The organism is Klebsiella sp. Lac1 (genome assembly GCF_009825425.1).
GTDB classification, from domain to species: domain Bacteria; phylum Pseudomonadota; class Gammaproteobacteria; order Enterobacterales; family Enterobacteriaceae; genus Klebsiella; species Klebsiella electrica.
Map to the genome: position 1 here is coordinate 371,574 of NZ_VJZJ01000002.1, position 15,351 is coordinate 386,924.

The 15,351-nt window shown below is 52.9% G+C and carries 15 protein-coding genes and 1 pseudogene; 8 read left to right on the top strand and 8 right to left on the bottom strand.

Translation table 11 applies throughout. The features are described from left to right. Window positions 1-400 precede the first annotated feature (400 nt). Window positions 401-1,720, top strand: coding sequence for a xylose isomerase (gene xylA / locus FNY10_RS17170; RefSeq protein WP_160702374.1), 1,320 nt, complete (start codon window positions 401-403; stop codon window positions 1,718-1,720). A gap of 527 nt (window positions 1,721-2,247) precedes the next feature. Continuing rightward, on the top strand, window positions 2,248-3,630 hold the full coding sequence (locus FNY10_RS17175) for a carbohydrate porin (protein ID WP_160702372.1): 1,383 nt from the start codon (window positions 2,248-2,250) through the stop codon (window positions 3,628-3,630). A gap of 110 nt (window positions 3,631-3,740) precedes the next feature. On the opposite strand, the pseudogene FNY10_RS27375 reads toward FNY10_RS17175, so the two are convergent. Both FNY10_RS27375 and FNY10_RS17180 read right to left on the bottom strand, forming a co-directional pair. Further along, window positions 3,741-3,893, bottom strand: a pseudogene (locus tag FNY10_RS27375) (hypothetical protein); the annotation flags it as partial. Then, window positions 3,890-4,135, bottom strand: coding sequence for a helix-turn-helix transcriptional regulator (locus FNY10_RS17180; protein WP_032689680.1), 246 nt, complete (start codon window positions 4,133-4,135; stop codon window positions 3,890-3,892). The gene FNY10_RS17180 and the pseudogene FNY10_RS27375, both read right to left, overlap by 4 nt. A 125-nt stretch (window positions 4,136-4,260) precedes the next feature. On the opposite strand from FNY10_RS17180, the gene FNY10_RS17185 reads away from it, so the two are divergent. Further along, on the top strand, window positions 4,261-4,521 hold the full coding sequence (locus tag FNY10_RS17185) for a helix-turn-helix domain-containing protein (protein WP_100684783.1): 261 nt from the start codon (window positions 4,261-4,263) through the stop codon (window positions 4,519-4,521). A 475-nt stretch (window positions 4,522-4,996) separates the two neighbouring features. Continuing rightward, window positions 4,997-5,209 carry an RNA chaperone/antiterminator CspA gene (gene cspA, locus FNY10_RS17190; RefSeq protein ID WP_031520308.1) on the top strand — a complete coding sequence of 71 codons (213 nt, stop codon included), beginning with the start codon at window positions 4,997-4,999 and terminating at the stop codon, window positions 5,207-5,209. A gap of 236 nt (window positions 5,210-5,445) precedes the next feature. Here cspA and FNY10_RS17195 read toward each other — a convergent pair whose 3' ends face one another. Beyond that, entirely contained in the window at window positions 5,446-5,604 is a 159-nt protein-coding gene (locus FNY10_RS17195; protein WP_015585265.1) for a YqaE/Pmp3 family membrane protein, read from the bottom strand. 239 nt (window positions 5,605-5,843) lie between these two features. Here FNY10_RS17195 and pspE point away from each other — a divergent pair, with 239 nt between their 5' ends. After that, window positions 5,844-6,161, top strand: a complete 318-nt coding sequence (pspE, locus tag FNY10_RS17200; protein ID WP_227699450.1) for a thiosulfate sulfurtransferase PspE — start codon at window positions 5,844-5,846, stop codon at window positions 6,159-6,161. A gap of 109 nt (window positions 6,162-6,270) precedes the next feature. On the opposite strand, the gene FNY10_RS17205 is transcribed toward pspE, so the two are convergent. Both FNY10_RS17205 and uxaC read right to left on the bottom strand, forming a co-directional pair. Further along, window positions 6,271-7,815, bottom strand: a complete 1,545-nt coding sequence (locus tag FNY10_RS17205) for an MFS transporter (RefSeq protein WP_131050714.1) — start codon at window positions 7,813-7,815, stop codon at window positions 6,271-6,273. Between the two features lie 23 nt (window positions 7,816-7,838). Continuing rightward, a complete protein-coding gene (gene uxaC, locus FNY10_RS17210) occupies window positions 7,839-9,245 on the bottom strand; it encodes a glucuronate isomerase (protein ID WP_131050715.1) in 1,407 nt (468 codons plus the stop codon). A 464-nt stretch (window positions 9,246-9,709) separates the two neighbouring features. On the opposite strand from uxaC, the gene uxuA reads away from it, so the two are divergent. Next, window positions 9,710-10,780, top strand: coding sequence for a mannonate dehydratase (gene uxuA, locus FNY10_RS17215; RefSeq protein ID WP_131050716.1), 1,071 nt, complete (start codon window positions 9,710-9,712; stop codon window positions 10,778-10,780). A 113-nt stretch (window positions 10,781-10,893) separates the two neighbouring features. On the opposite strand, the gene FNY10_RS17220 is transcribed toward uxuA, so the two are convergent. Next, window positions 10,894-11,787 carry a LysR family transcriptional regulator gene (locus FNY10_RS17220; protein ID WP_160702368.1) on the bottom strand — a complete coding sequence of 298 codons (894 nt, stop codon included), beginning with the start codon at window positions 11,785-11,787 and terminating at the stop codon, window positions 10,894-10,896. A gap of 74 nt (window positions 11,788-11,861) precedes the next feature. Here FNY10_RS17220 and FNY10_RS17225 point away from each other — a divergent pair, with 74 nt between their 5' ends. Continuing rightward, window positions 11,862-12,086, top strand: a complete 225-nt coding sequence (locus FNY10_RS17225; protein ID WP_304528740.1) for a 4-oxalocrotonate tautomerase — start codon at window positions 11,862-11,864, stop codon at window positions 12,084-12,086. A gap of 145 nt (window positions 12,087-12,231) precedes the next feature. Further along, window positions 12,232-13,212 carry a DMT family transporter gene (locus FNY10_RS17230; RefSeq protein ID WP_131050718.1) on the top strand — a complete coding sequence of 327 codons (981 nt, stop codon included), beginning with the start codon at window positions 12,232-12,234 and terminating at the stop codon, window positions 13,210-13,212. 49 nt (window positions 13,213-13,261) lie between these two features. Here FNY10_RS17230 and FNY10_RS17235 read toward each other — a convergent pair whose 3' ends face one another. Beyond that, entirely contained in the window at window positions 13,262-13,783 is a 522-nt protein-coding gene (locus FNY10_RS17235) for a DUF2867 domain-containing protein (RefSeq protein ID WP_160702366.1), read from the bottom strand. A 197-nt stretch (window positions 13,784-13,980) separates the two neighbouring features. Next, complete coding sequence (locus tag FNY10_RS17240) at window positions 13,981-15,309, bottom strand: OprD family outer membrane porin (protein WP_141965405.1); 1,329 nt, start codon at window positions 15,307-15,309, stop codon at window positions 13,981-13,983. Window positions 15,310-15,351 lie beyond the last annotated feature (42 nt).

Consider the following 15,351-nt stretch of genomic DNA (forward strand, 5'->3'; position numbering starts at 1 on the left):
ATGTGAAATACTTTGTTACACGGATGGGCTGGGAGAATCCATTACGTTTTTACATTAATTTGTTATGTTTTTTTACTTCTGTGATCATCGAAACTAAGGCTCTCCACAGGCTGCGTATCTGGCATGTTGAGCGGTCGTCCATAAACATTATCCACAGTATACGAGTACCACTAAAAAACAGGGTTTTATTTTTGTGAGTCATCAGATAAATTCCGTAGAAAAAGACGGGTTAATATGACTATAAATGGCCTGAATATATGGCAATGTTATTTGCGAGATGGTTCACAGTTGTGCATTTTCTTAATTGCTGAGTGAAATAACGTAATTGAGCAACCTCCCAGGAAAATACAGGATAGGTCCAAATTATTTATTTTTCGCTTCCTGAATTATGGAGTTCATTATGCCCGTTTATTTCGATCAACTTGACAGAGTACGTTTTGAAGGTCCAAAAACAGCCAACCCGCTGGCTTTTCGCCATTATAATCCGGATGAAATCGTGCTGGGAAAAAGGATGGCAGAGCACCTGCGCTTTGCCGCCTGCTACTGGCACAACTTCTGCTGGAATGGCGCAGATATGTTTGGCAGCGGGTCTTTTGAACGGTCATGGCAACAGGCCGGGGATGCGCTTAGCCAGGCAAAATTTAAAGCTGACGTCGCTTTTGAATTCTTCCATAAGCTCAATGTGCCGTATTACTGCTTCCATGATGTGGACGTTTCGCCAGAAGGCGCATCGTTGAAAGAATATCGCAATAACCTGGCAAAAATGACCGAAGTACTGGCGCAAAAGCAGCAAGAAACCGGCGTGAAATTGCTGTGGGGGACGGCCAACTGCTTTACTCACCCGCGCTACGCTGCCGGGGCGGCAACCAACCCTGATCCGGAGGTCTTTTCCTGGGCGGCGGCGCAGGTCGTTGCCGCCATGAACGCCACCCAGCAGTTGGGCGGCGAAAGCTATGTTCTGTGGGGCGGGCGTGAAGGTTACGAATCCCTGCTGAATACCGATTTGCGTCATGAGCGCGAACAAATTGGCCGCTTCCTGCAGATGGTGGTTGAGCACAAACATAAAACGGGTTTCCGTGGCACGTTGCTTATCGAACCTAAACCGCAAGAACCGACTAAGCATCAGTACGATTACGATGTTGCTACGGTATATGGATTCCTGAAGCAGTTTGGTCTGGAAAAAGAGATCAAGGTGAACATTGAGGCCAACCACGCAACGCTTGCCGGGCATTCTTTCCACCATGAAATCGCCAGCGCCATTGCCCTGGATATTTTCGGCTCCGTTGATGCCAACCGCGGCGATGCTCAGCTCGGCTGGGATACCGATCAGTTCCCGAACAGCGTCGAAGAAAACACGCTTGTTATGTATGAGATCCTCAAAGCCGGCGGTTTTACCACCGGTGGCCTGAACTTTGATGCCAAAGTACGCCGTCAAAGCACCGATAAATATGATCTGTTCCATGGTCATATTGGCGCAATGGATGTGATGGCGCTGTCACTCAAAAAGGCCGCTCGCATGATTGAAGACGGTAAACTGGAACAACGCGTGGCAAAACGCTATGCCGGCTGGAGTGGTGAAGTGGGGCAGCAAATTCTGCAAGGGAAAATGTCGCTGGCGCAAACCGCTCAATACGCTGAACAGCATAACCTTAATCCTCAGCATCAAAGCGGGCATCAGGAATTACTCGAAAACCTCGTCAACGCTTATCTCTTCGACTGAATTTGGCGTAAGTGCCCCTGCGGGGGCACTGATTGAACATGCCATTAATCGTTACGGCAATTGATTTCGGCACATTCGGTGAACCCGATACGCTACAGATAGATTGACGATTCCTGCGTACTGAGCCATGCGCTTTAAGCAATATCAAAGCGCCGCCGCGACAGCGAGTTATTGGGGGCACACAAATCGCGGGTAAGGAAGTTAACGAGGACGATATTATGCAATATGCCTTTGCCAAAAAACGCTGCCGGGGCAGCACCTGTTCTGCACTGCCAGCCAGGGAGGAGGGCCAAAGACTGCGGTAACGCAAACCATCGATAATGCTGGCTTATGAATTAAGCGAAATGATTCATCTGCCCGGCGCGCATACGTAAATATCACTCATGGAGATACTGTCACGATAATAGCGCAAAGCCTCTGAGACCGTAAAAATAACAATTATATTGTTCTTATGATAGCGACATATTCTGTCACCCCAGAATGGGATTGTTATTATCTGAATAAAATTAAACTATATTGAGATAAACATGAATATGATAAAAAAACTTCCATTAGCTATGGCGGTTATCGCCACTCTTTGCCCTTTTACCTCCGTTATGGCGCAAGAATTTACTCAGGAACAAATTGACGCCATTGTGGCGAAAGCCGTCGATAAGGCACTGGCGGATCGCCAGGCGAAAATGGACGCCGCCGCCGCGAAGAAGGTGGATCTGGAGACCAATCCCCAAACCGCCGCGCAGTCACCGGATATGGCGATTCCGTTCGGCCTGAAGTTTAGCGGCTACGCGCGCTACGGCGCCCATTTCCAGACCGGCGATCAGAAATATATCGGCGTCGATGGCTCTTATAACGGCGCCTCGGCCATCGGCCGTCTGGGCAACGAGGGCAACGGCGGCGAATTCCAGATAACCAAAGCCTTTAAGAGCAGCCAGGGCGCTATCTGGGATCTCAACGTCATGTTCGACCACTGGAGCGACGAAGTTAACCTGAAAAAAGCCTACGTTGGCGTCACCAACGTGCTGGAATCCAATCCGAACGCCTACATCTGGGCCGGTCGTGACTTCCATCAACGTCCGCAACAGGGCATCAACGACTACTTCTGGATGAACCACGATGGCCAGGGCGCCGGGGTGAAAAACTTCGATATCGGCGGCGTGCAGTTCGACGTGGCGGGGGTGTCGCAGGTGAAATCCTGTAGCCCGGAAGTGATGGGGGATGAATCTAACCCCTCGCGCATTACCTGTACCGGCGGGTCTGATACCGGCGACAGCGGTCATTACGCGCTGACGACCAAAACCCACAATATCAAGGCGGGTCCCATCGACGTTGAAGTCTATGCCAACTACGGCTTTGACTCTAAAGCGGTGGATAACGACGCGCAGATTGATGCCTGGCAGGGCGGCCTGCTGTTGAGCCACACCAACGACAGCGGCGTGAACAAAGTGATTCTGCGCTATTCCGATAATGCCGATAACAGCGTGTACGACAAAACGGACGGGTTGACGACGGTTTACGCCAGCTTCGAGGGGCTATACAAGTTCACTCAGCAGGCGCAGGTCGAGTATCTGCTGGCCTTCCACAACTATGACAACAGCAAGGACAACACCGACAACCGGAAGAATTACGGCGCCATCGTGCGTCCGATGTACTTCTGGAACGACGTGCATTCGACCTGGCTGGAAGCGGGCTATCAGCGCGTTGACTACGATCGGGGCGGGGATAACCACGGCTGGAAACTGACGCTGTCGCAGAACATCGCCATCGGCATGGGGCCGGAGTTCCGTCCGATGCTGCGCTTCTACGTCACCGGCGGTCAGGTCGACAACAAACGCACGGCGAAGGTGAACGGCACCAAAGACGATCAGCTGGATTCACTGAACGTCGGCGGGATGTTTGAGGCATGGTTCTGATGTAACGGCAAGACCCTTTTCTGGTGTGTCGCCCGGCTTAGCCGTTCGGCGCACCAGAATATGCCCTTAGCCTGCATCACGAATGCGGGGCGGCGACAGGGTATATACGCTTAAATGCTATCCATACGATGACGGATTGTCCGTGTGCGCGAATATCGCCGTGGGCTACCGCCAGCTTCAGGCCATCGGGCGATTAAGGCAAACACGCCCCAGCCCAGGTCTTCCCGGAACCAGGTCACGTGGCGTCCGGGAGCCATCGTCAGCGCTGATACCAGCCCGCCACCACTTCCGCCAGATCGTCTTCAACCGTATAGAAATAACAGGCCGGGATCTTCAGCACTTCTGCCAGCCGACAGGCCAGCGCGAAGTCAGGAGTGTGGATGCCGCGTTCATACTGGTTCATCCGCGCGCTCGCCGTCGCCTCATCAATACCCGCGAGGATACCCAGTTTTTGTTGGGAAAGTCCCGTTCTGAGGCGCGCTTCTTTTAAACGGTGCGGCAGCATGATGATCCTGAAAGACTGGAAACAGAATCACGATTCTGGTAGCTGTTAGTTGAAAATGTACTAAGTATTACTTAGTGTGGTGGTGAGAATATGTACGACTTCACTAACGCAAAGGAATGAATGAGATGAACAGAACTGATATGCATCCGGCTGATATCATTGCGCAATTAAAAAAGCGCAACCTGTCGCTGGCGGCGGTGTCGCGCCAGGCGGGGCTGAGCTCGTCGACATTGGCCAACACGCTGTCCCGCCCGTGGCCGAAGGGGGAGTTTTTAATCGCGCAGGCGCTGGGTATCGACCCTGCGGAAATATGGCCGAGTCGCTACTTCGATCGGGAGGGCAACCCAATCGACAGAAAGAAACTGATTCGGGACAGGCGTGAATAATCCGTTTTGACGGCAGGCCGGATGCCTGTCCGTAAGGCAGTACATCCGGCCTGCCCGCAGAGCCGGTATTTATTCAGGTTTTCTCTCGGGATATCTATGCCGGTGGCACAGGTATTATTTATACGTTGCAAAAGACGCGCGCGAATACCGCGAAATATCAGGCGTATCGCGATTCGGCAAAACTGAGATGGCGATTGATGTTATCGCTGGCATTTTACGGACATATAGCCATCCAGGTGTTTAAGTGGGTAAAATAAAAAACATAAATCTTGCTATAATAATTTCGCTATGTCTTAATGGCACCATCGGTTTGGAATACAGACCTTATGAAAGCAGTTTTAGTCAAGCAGTCCTCAGTTCAAGTGCTATCCACAGATACTCTTCTTCATGAGCCTCCTCCTAAGTGCCAAATAAGTCACTCTAAATACAGGCCATCATCGCCGCGCTTAGTGGCTCATTAATTAAGGAAGTATCTATGTCTAATAAAATGACTGGTTTAGTAAAATGGTTTAACGCAGATAAAGGTTTTGGCTTTATCACTCCGAACGACGGCAGCAAAGATGTATTCGTACATTTCTCTGCTATCCAGAGTGACAGCTTCAAAACCCTTGATGAAGGCCAGCAGGTTTCCTTCACCATTGAAAATGGCGCTAAAGGCCCGGCAGCTGGCAACGTTACTCCGCTGTAAGCCCTTATCAGCGACGCTTACAATAGCGATGAAGGCGATGGCCTGAGCAGTTAAGTTCTGCTGATAATGAAATGAACCCGCCCCGTGCGGGTTTTTTGTTGCCTTCCGTTCGCCGAATCTAACTCCGTTCTCCACCCACTACCGGCCAGTGATGGCGTAAATGTGAAATATAAGACTCCGATGGAAAATACCTGGCGAAAATAAACGGCGCCGATGCGCCGTCATGATGATGCGGGTTAATCGCGCGTTTGCACCCAGAATGCGTGAATCAGACCCGGGATATAGCCCAGCAATGTCAGTACAATATTCAGAATAAATGCCCAGCCGAATCCTTTACCCAGTAATACGCCAAGTGGCGGCAAAATAATCGTTAAAACAATTCTCCAGAATCCCATATATACTCCCTATAAAAATCAACGTTGTAACAGGTGACGTTAACTTTAAGCATAGTAATTTTAACGGAGACTGCCAGTTTGCCTGCGGCGTGGACTCTGCGCTCATATCACCGATTATCGCTTTGTCCCCATTTTCCAGATCAGGTCAAAGATCGCCCGGGATACCTTCGTTAGTATGATTTCGGGTGACTAAGAAAAATAAAAGGAGAACTGTCGTTATGTTTAATCTGCCACAGGTCATGAAAAAAACGCTCCTGATCGGCGCCATGCTGATGGCGTCGGCCTCATTGTGGGCGGCTGAGCACTGGATTGATGTCCGTACCCCTGACCAGTTTCAGGCAACGCACGTTGAAGGGGCGGTGAATATTCCGCTGAAAGAGCTGGATGCGCGCATCGGCGAAGTAGCAAAAGAGAAGAATGACACGCTGCACCTGTACTGCAATACAGGGAACCAGTCCGGCAAAGCAGAAAAAATGCTGCGCAGCATGGGGTATCAGAATGCCGTCAACGAAGGCGGGCTGCAGGATGTCGAAAAAACGCAGAAGATGGTGAAGTGATCCGCTTGCCCATCGTGAGGGCGCGTCTTAAATCGGCTGGCCCTGAAAGGGTCAGCCGGGCAGGGCAACCGCACGGCAGCAGGCATTATGCTGCTGCCGGCGGCAGCGGTTAACTCAGTACCGAGGTTGCTTTCCCCGCTTTTGCTCGCTCGGGCGGGGTGTTACGCCAGAGCGTGTCATAGCTATAACCCGTCAGGTCTTCAACCACATGGCGCGCTTCAGGCGTGACGTCCTGCTGAAGACCGTTCGCCTTCAGGCGTTCAACTTCATCGACAAAAATCTTGTGCGTACGTTTGTTCAGATGGAAGGTCAGCGCCTGCCATAGCGCAATCAGCAGCAGGACGGCGGTGCCGGCAAACAGCAGCGTCGCGATGGTGTTAATCGCTTCCTGAGGCTGAGTCTGGCTCCCTTTCACGAAGCCACCGCTTTGCAACAGCAGGCCCACGGCAAAGGTGGCGATGGCGACCGTCGTTTTACGCGAGAACGTCATTACCGCGGCAAACAGACCTTCGCGACGCTGACGGGTAATCATTTCGTCAATATCGGGAATAAACGGGAAGACGTTCCACGGCGTAAATTCCAGCACGCAGCGACCAACCTGGTAGATACCGGCGATGATCACCAGCAGCATGACCTTGTTGTCGGTCGGGAACTGATACACGAGGAAGAACCCGCCAAGACACAGCAGCATCAGGCTATAGGCGAAGACATAGAGGCGAGAAGGGCCATACTTAATGATAGCCACCCCCGCCGCCAGCGTAACCGGCAGCCCGACGATACTCATCGACAGCAGCGTGCCCGCCAGCGAGGATGAGACGTTCAGACAGTAGACGCAGAAAAAGACGAACACGGTGTTGTAGACGTCCTTCGCCGTAAAGGAAAAGAGATAAATCGCCAGGTGCTTACGGAACGCCCGTACCTTGAGGGTCGAGGCATATTCCTTAAACAGGTTGCCAAAGGCGGCAAGCTTCTCGGCTGCCGTTGTGGATTTGCGCTCTTTTTCCATTTCCGCCAGCATTTCCGGCGTCAGCTCGCGCTCCCATGTCACTTTCCACGAGATAAAGACGCAGACCATGAACATCACGGCAAACACCACGCCGTTCACCAGATAGGCATCGGCATTATTTTCACCCAGCGCGCCAATCAGCAGGCCGGGGATAAAGGTGGCAAGAAAGGTCCCGGATGCCGACAGGAACATACGGCATGTAGAAAGTTTGGTCCGGCTATTAAAATCTTTGGTCATCTCGGAAGGCAGCGTTTCCCACGGGATCAGCACCATGGCGGCAATGATCTCAAAGGCCAGATACACCGCGAGATAGAACCAGTAGTTCATGCCGTTTAGCCACAGCAGGGTGTAAACCAGCATGAGCGGCGCGCCGATCAGCAGGAAAAACCGGCGTCGGCCAAATTTCTTACCCAGATAGTTTTTATAAAAATGGTCGGTGAAGCTGCCCATAAACAGGCTGACGACGGCATCAACGATACGGGCGATCGCGACAATCGACGCCGCTTCAATCGGCGACAGGCCAACAAAGGTGGTATAGAAGAAAAGCAGCCACGCGCCAATTACGGTAAATGCGCCGCCGCCCATGATATCCGTCAGACCGTAGCCGATACTGACGGGGATGGTCACTTTTCTGTTCTTACGAGTCATGGTTTATCCCTGTATCCGACGGTTCAAAAACGAAAATAACGACGGGCATTGTCCACGCAAATACCGCGGATCATGGCGTCGAGGATGGCGCGATCTTCCGGCACTTCACCTTTCTCTACCCAACTGCCAACCAGGTCACAGAGGATCCGGCGGAAATAATCATGTCGGGTGTAGGAGACGAAGCTGCGGGAATCGGTCAGCATGCCGATAAAGTTGGCCAGCAGCCCCTGATCGGCCAGGGTATTGAGCTGGTTAACCATGCCGCGTCGGGTATCGTTAAACCACCACCCGGAACCGAACTGCAGCGGTGATTTCATGCCATCCTCGCCGCTCTGGAAGTTGGCGAGGGTCGAGGCGACCACGTCGTTATAGCTGGCGTTGAGGTTATAAAGAATGGTTTTCGGCAGACCGTCATTTTCCACCATGGCGTTCAGCAACGCGTTCAGGTTCTGCGCAAGGTGCATTTGATCGCCAATAGAGTCAAAGCCGCAGTTGATGCCGACCTTGTTGAACATGGTCACGTTGTTGTTACGAATGGCGCCAAAGTGAATCTGCATTGCCCAGTCGCGCTGTTTGTACATTTTGGCCAGCGCGACAAAAATCATACTTTCCCAGGCCTGGAGCGCGCGCTCATCCAGCGCTTCTCCCGCCAGCCGGCGCTGAAACAGCGTGCTCTGTCCGGCCTCATCAAGCGGGCAAAAACCGATTGCCAGCGGGCCGTGGTCCGACACGCGACAGCCCGTGCTGTGGAAAAAATCAATACGCGCTTCGAGAGCGGCCAGGAACTGATCCAGCGAGCTTATCGTCCGCTGGGTTTTCTGCGCCAATCGCGAGACAAACGTCAGGAAGCGCTCGGGGCTGGTGTCGAACAGCTCGTCAGGACGAAATGTCGGCAAAACAGCAGTGGAAAAATCACTTTTTGCCGCCAGCAACTGATGGTATTGCAGATCGTCGAGCGGCCCGTCGGTCGTGCACAACGCTTCAACGTTTGAACGGCGGATGAGCGACTGGGGTAAAAAGTCGTCGTGGCGTAATTGCGCATTACACCGCGCCATAATATCGCGCCAGTTTTTGCTATTAAGCGTTTCGTCGATAGCAAAATAATGTTTCAGTTCAAGGTGGGTCCAGTGATAAAGGGGGTTGCCAAAACTGGCTTCGACCGTTTGCGCCCAGGCTTCAAATTTTTCTTCGGCGCAAGCCTGGCCGGTAATTTTGTGCTCAGATATTCCATTCGCCCGCATGGCCCGCCATTTGTAATGATCGCCCTCCAGCCATAGCTGAGTAATATCCGTGAACGGTTTATTTTCCCAAATGGCTCTGGCATCAAGGTGACAGTGGTAATCAATAATCGGTAACGCTTGTGCTACCTCAGAATACAGCCGCTGACCTGGCGCATTGTTTATCATGAAGCTATTATTTATCAGTGACATACCTACTCCGTACACGATATTACTTTTACGACGAATCCCCAGCGTTAAGCCGGGGTCGGTGTATGACGGGAACATAATGGCGTTGAGGGTAAGCTTCCTCTTCACTCATTGTCTACTACCATACAAGATATGATGATAAAATTGTGACTTAAATCATATTATTTTTTCAGTGATATTCGGGACGTAAAATAAATGCCTGTTATGAATTTAGTGGATAAAAATCAAGTCGTGTTATAGATGGTGATGAATTTAAAGTAAATTCGTTATTATTTTTTACAAAATAAAAACAATTAACCCTGGCAGAAATAATAAAACCCATGCTCAGGCCATGCCTCTTTTTATCGCGCCGTCACGCTTTTTTAACGCGGTGGTTGATCAAACGATAATTACTGCATATGCTAGTCAATACTAGTATGGTACATCTTGTAAACATGCACAGATGCAACGATTAAGGCGGATACAAAATGCAGATGACAATGCGCTGGTTTGGGCCACAGGAAGACAAAATCCCACTGGAGTATATCCGGCAGGTGCCGGGTGTGGAGGGGGTTGTCGGGGCACTGTATGACGTTGCTCCCGGAGAAGTCTGGCCAGTCGAAAAGATTAAGGCTCTGGTTGACCAGGCCCATGCCGCGGGCCTGACAATGGAAGTGATTGAAAGCGTCAACATTCACGATGACATCAAAATAGGCACCCCGGCACGCGATCGCTACATTGAAAACTATAAACAGACGATCCGTAATCTGGCGGGCTTTGGCGTCAAGGTCATCTGTTATAACTTCATGCCGGTCTTCGACTGGATGAAGACCGACATGAACTACGTCCTGCCAGATGGCTCGCTGACGATGGCTTTCGAAAAGAGCGGCATCGATAAGAGTCTGGAAGAGGTCGTCAAAGAGGTACTCGATAACGCCAACGGTTTTGCGTTACCGGGATGGGAGCCCGAGCGGCTGGCTAAAGTGCAGGAGCTGTTCGCCCGCTATAGCGGCGTCGATGATAATAAACTGCGGGAAAACCTGTTTTATTTCCTCAGAGAAATTATTCCGGTGTGCGAGGAAGTCGGGGTGAAAATGGCGATTCATCCGGACGATCCGCCGTACTCTATTTTTGGCCTCCCGCGGGTGGTGAAAAATCAGGATGACCTGACGAAGATTTGCGATGCCGTGGATTCACCGGCAAATGGCATCACGCTGTGTACCGGCTCAATTGCGGAAGATCCGGATAATAACGTCTATGAAATTCTTGCCGAATTTACGCGTCGCAAGCGTCTCCATTTTGCCCATGTGCGCAACATTAAGCTGATTAAGGATAAAGACTTCTACGAATCCGCGCATCCGTCGCAGTATGGCTCGCTGGATATGTATCGCGTCATGCAGGCCCTCCATGATAACGGCTTTGACGGCTATATTCGCCCGGATCACGGCCGCTTTATCTGGGGCGAAACCGGCCGTCCCGGATACGGTCTTTACGATCGCGCGCTGGGGGTAACCTACCTGCTGGGCCTGTGGGAAGCGCTGGAGAAGAAGTCGCAATAAATCCGCTTGCCGGAGGCCACTTGGTCTCCGGCTGCGTGTTTTTTGCCGTTGTGAAAACAGGCACATTGCTCCGACGGGGCGGCGCAGAATCAGGTCTGCTGGCGTTTTTTCCGTTATTGCTGCGCGCCAAAGCGCTGTATCAGAAAATCGATCACGCTGCGCAGCTTGGCTGATGGGCGTGTATCCTGTTGATAAATAAGATACATCGGCGTTGGCTTATACGACCACTCGGGCAGCACCGGCACCAGGCGTCCCTCGGCGATATCGTCCTGCAGCAGCGATTCCGGTTGCAGCACGATACCGCAGCCATTCAGGGCGGCAATCCTCAGCGCCTGACCCTGGTTAGACATAAACCGGCCTTTCACCACCGCTTTAAATATCTCGCCGTCGGGGCCCATCAGCTCCCAGCGATCCTGATGTATCCAGTAGGAGATCCCCAGACAGCTAAAGCGACTCAGCTGATCCGGATGCGTCGGCGTCCCGTGCTGGCAGAGGTAGTCGGGAGAGGCGGCAAGGATTCGGCGATAGGCGTGCAGCGGCCGGGCAACGATATCTGGCTGGTGAATTTCACCGATATGAATAGCTAACTCAGCATCCCCGCTACTCAAGCTGGGCGTCTGATTATCCAGCGTCAGCATGACGTTGACCTCCGGGTTTTGCGCCATGTAGACGCTCAACGCCGGGACCAGTATCTGACAACCGAAGCTGACCGGCGCCACCATATGGACCAGCCCTTTGGCCGTCGATTGCAGCTCCATGGCGCTATGCTCGGCGAGTGAAAACTCTGCCAGCACCCGGCGACAGCGCTCATAGTAGAGCTGCCCGACTTCGGTCAACTGTTGGCGACGGGTGGTTCGATGCAGCAAACGTGCGCCAAGCCGCTGCTCAATCGCCCGAATCTGTTTGGCCACCATCGTGGCCGATACGTCGCTGACATTGGCCGCGGCGGCAAAGCTGCCGCACTCGACAACCCTGACAAACATCTCCATTCCGGCAAGTTTATCCATGATTAACAACCTGTAGGTTCTGATTCACTCAACCTGATGCACATTTATTGCTCCTCGCCTTTCGGTAAAGATGAATTTATCGACCCCAGACGGGGTCCCAAACGGAGAGGAAAAATATGCCTGTTTTACGTTTAGAATTACAGCCGGGTCGCACGCCGGAACAAAAGCGCGATTTTGCCCGTGAAGTGACCCGGGTCGCGGTTGAAACGCTGAAATGCAAAGCGGAGAGCGTGGATGTGATCATTGTCGAAATCCCCAAAACGCACTGGGCCAAAGCGGGCGTCTTGCCCACGGAATAGCTGTCGGGCCACGTGACGCGTCGCCGGCGCGGAATCACCGTGCCGGCTAAACGTCGCACCATCCAGATAAATTATCTCCCCCCACCGTGGTTTCTCTGCAACCGGCAATCTCTGCCGTTGCAGGGATATGATTGGATATATCGCGATGAAAAATACCTATACGACCGGCGTGATGTGTTGCCTGTTAGCCACCTTATCCTGGGGGGCGACGTTCCCCATTATGACCAGCGCCTTGACGCGATGCGATCCTTATACTTTTACCACGCTGCGCTATGGCTTTGCCGGACTGGCATTAGTGGTGGCGCTCGGTTTGCGTGAGGGCAGGCAGGGGCTGAGCCTGAAGGGGCAGCGCGTCGGACTGGCCTGGCTCCTGGGCTCGGCGGGATTTGTCGGTTTTGGCTTTTTGGTCTTCTCAGGGCAGCAGATGGCCGGGAAAGACGGGGCGTTGACAGCCTCTATCATGATGGCCACGATGCCGATGCTCGGGATTCTCGTTAACGGGATCGTGCGTCGGATTGCGCCGCCCGCGCTCTCCGTTGGCCTGGTCATGCTGTCATTTTTTGGCGTCATTACCGTTATTACCAAAGGGCAGTATGGCAGCCTGCTGAACAGCCCTTCCAGTTATGTCGCCAATGCGCTGATGATTATGGGAGCGCTATGCTGGGTGATTTATACGCTGGGAGCAGGCTTGTTCCCGCACTGGTCGCCGTTAAAATATACGGCAATGACCACCGGGCTTGGCATGACGAGCATCCTCACGCTCAATGCCGCGCTGTATCTCAGCGGCAAGGTGTCAGTCCCCGCGCCTGCTGATTTTGTCTTTATCATTCCTCATGTTTTTTATACGGCGGTGATTGCCGGTTTTATCGGCATTCTGTGCTGGAATATGGGAAACAAAATTTTGACGCCGATGAATGGCGTGCTGTTTATGGATGTGGTGCCCCTGACCGCCTTCTCTATTTCGGCGATGACAGGCGTGACGCCCACCGCGGCGGAAATAACCGGCGCTGGTATGACTGGCGCGGCGTTGATCCTCAATAACCTCTATTTACGCTATCGCGGCGCGAAAACGGCGATGCTCGCCCGACCGATGCAGGAGGAGAGGCTGCCGTCGCGATGTGACTGACCGCCTCCGTCACGAGCTGATAGCCGCGCGGCGGAGGTTCTGGGCGCGGTTATCGCCAGCCCCTTGCCGTCGCTCGCTTGAGCATGGTGCGCACCACCAGGCGATGGAACGGGGCAATCAACGTGATGTAAAGCTTCCCGGTTCGGTTGTGGCAGTGCACTACGGAGGCCAGCACCACCTCTTGTTCATTCGCCTGCGCCTCGCGGCGCTGGCGAACCAACACAGCGATTCTGAAATCGAGATGGCTGTCATTGGCCCCGACGATAATCTCGTTGGCCTCTACCGCGAGCACCGGGAAAAAATCGATGTGGGGCGTGCCGTCTGCGACCAGTTTTGCGCGCATCTGAGCGGAGGACTGAATGCCGAAGGGCTTGACCATCAGATCCCGGCAGGCCAGCAGCCATCTGAACCAGCACGGTGGCCTCGCCAGCACCTGATGAGCCAGAGTCTTGATATCAGCAGGGGCATCAGGAGGCAGGGTGACGGCGAAAGCGTCCGCAAGTTCGGAGGAAGGAAAGAGGTTCACGATCCGGCTTTCACCGGGTAACGGCACGGTACGAATGGTTGACAAGGCAATCCCTCGGCAGTCGGTGGGCAGAATAGCGGCGCGCCATCATCGAGTATCCTGGCGCGCCGCTGTTCTATTGTTTCACGAAAAAGAGACGCGATGACAGTGTCCCGCCAGTTTACCGACGTAAAACTATTTTACGCGCGCCGATTTTGCTGTATCGCGTGATTGCCGGTATCACTGCGTACGGCGGCGAAGGCTCAGAACAGCGTAAACCGATACTCGATGATGACCTCGGAAGAGAGTGAATTGGCCCGGATGTAGTGACCATCGTTCAGCACCGGCGTTTTTCCGTTCATGCGATAGGACCATCCCGGCCCGAACATCGCCCAGACGGTCAGATTTTTCAGCTGCGGATGCGTTGGCGCCCAGCGGCTAAACGCGTTGATTTCCCCGGTACGCACGCGGTTGCCCTTGTAGTTGAACTGCGCAATGTTGCCCGCCAGACCGACCGCCAGCTCTGGCGTCAGGTTGTAGTCTGACATATTCGCCAGCACCAGCTCCCCGTCGCGCAGGTAGTCGCTACCGGCGTAGGCCATCGAAATAAAGGTACCGCGCGAGTTTTTGCTCATATGTCGGGGGAAAAAGCCGATTTCGTCGGCTTTTTCGGCATCGGTATAGCCCAGCCCCCACTTCGTGCTCCAGTTGTCCGCCTGCCATTTCACATCAATGGCAAAATGCCGGGCATCGCTGTCGAAATCACGCTTGCTGGCCGGCATCGCTTTATATTCATCCAAAGCATGAGTGGCATAAATCTGCGTGCCGATATTCAGCTGCTTCAGCGGTTTGAGTTGTGTGAACAGCACGTGGCGGCGTAGGTAATTATCGCTTTCGCCATAGCCGTACTGTACATTCAGCCGCTCGCCCTGCCACAGGATATCGCCGCTGGCGATGTGGTTGAGGTACCGTCCGGTATTGGTCTGGAAGCGCTTCTTATCCGGCGAGTTACGTTCCATCGAACTTTCGATATAGGCGCCGCGCAGAGTCACGTCATCGTAGTTGACGCTGCCGCTCCAGCCGAGATAAGTCGTCGGCGACAGACGGGTAGAGGTAGAGATGACGCCCGTGTTTTTAATCATCTGCCAACCCCAGCGGGCGTTCAGATTGAGATCGGCGAGTTGATATTTCAGTTTTATGTTGCGCTGACCAAATTTGGAAAAACCTTGGGCATTGCTCTTTTTATTACCGTTCCCCTCGTTGTAGAGCACGCCGCGCGAGTTAAAATAATCGCTGGCACCTAGCTTGATGGCGCCATAATAAATTGCATCGAAGCCAATGATATCGGCGAAATAGCCTGACTGGTAATCCACGGCAACGCCCTGACCCCAGGCGTTGTGCACTTTCTTTGGTTCTGTCTCCTCTTCCTTAAGATATTTCCAGTAGTTTTTAAGCGACAGCGTCATATGTGACTGGCTAAAAAGAGGATCGGCAAATACCGTATCCATCATATCCGGTTGCGGAACGCTATTTGCTGACCAGGCGCTGACAGGAAGGGTCAGAAGCAGCATCGTCATGATATTATTTTTCATTATAAACCCCGAGGCGAGACACCGCGAGCCAACTGGGGCTGG

Coding starts and splice junctions, on each gene's coding strand:
- FNY10_RS17175 (WP_160702372.1), top strand. CDS start 2,248: ATGAATATGATAAAAAAACTTCCATTAGCTATGGCGGTTATCGCCACT.
- FNY10_RS17220 (WP_160702368.1), bottom strand. CDS start 11,787: ATGGATAAACTTGCCGGAATGGAGATGTTTGTCAGGGTTGTCGAGTGC.
- uxuA (WP_131050716.1), top strand. CDS start 9,710: ATGCAGATGACAATGCGCTGGTTTGGGCCACAGGAAGACAAAATCCCA.
- cspA (WP_031520308.1), top strand. CDS start 4,997: ATGTCTAATAAAATGACTGGTTTAGTAAAATGGTTTAACGCAGATAAA.
- FNY10_RS17180 (WP_032689680.1), bottom strand. CDS start 4,135: ATGCTGCCGCACCGTTTAAAAGAAGCGCGCCTCAGAACGGGACTTTCC.
- FNY10_RS17240 (WP_141965405.1), bottom strand. CDS start 15,309: ATGAAAAATAATATCATGACGATGCTGCTTCTGACCCTTCCTGTCAGC.
- xylA (WP_160702374.1), top strand. CDS start 401: ATGCCCGTTTATTTCGATCAACTTGACAGAGTACGTTTTGAAGGTCCA.
- uxaC (WP_131050715.1), bottom strand. CDS start 9,245: ATGTCACTGATAAATAATAGCTTCATGATAAACAATGCGCCAGGTCAG.
- pspE (WP_227699450.1), top strand. CDS start 5,844: ATGAAAAAAACGCTCCTGATCGGCGCCATGCTGATGGCGTCGGCCTCA.
- FNY10_RS17185 (WP_100684783.1), top strand. CDS start 4,261: ATGAACAGAACTGATATGCATCCGGCTGATATCATTGCGCAATTAAAA.
- FNY10_RS17195 (WP_015585265.1), bottom strand. CDS start 5,604: ATGGGATTCTGGAGAATTGTTTTAACGATTATTTTGCCGCCACTTGGC.
- FNY10_RS17230 (WP_131050718.1), top strand. CDS start 12,232: ATGAAAAATACCTATACGACCGGCGTGATGTGTTGCCTGTTAGCCACC.
- FNY10_RS17205 (WP_131050714.1), bottom strand. CDS start 7,815: ATGACTCGTAAGAACAGAAAAGTGACCATCCCCGTCAGTATCGGCTAC.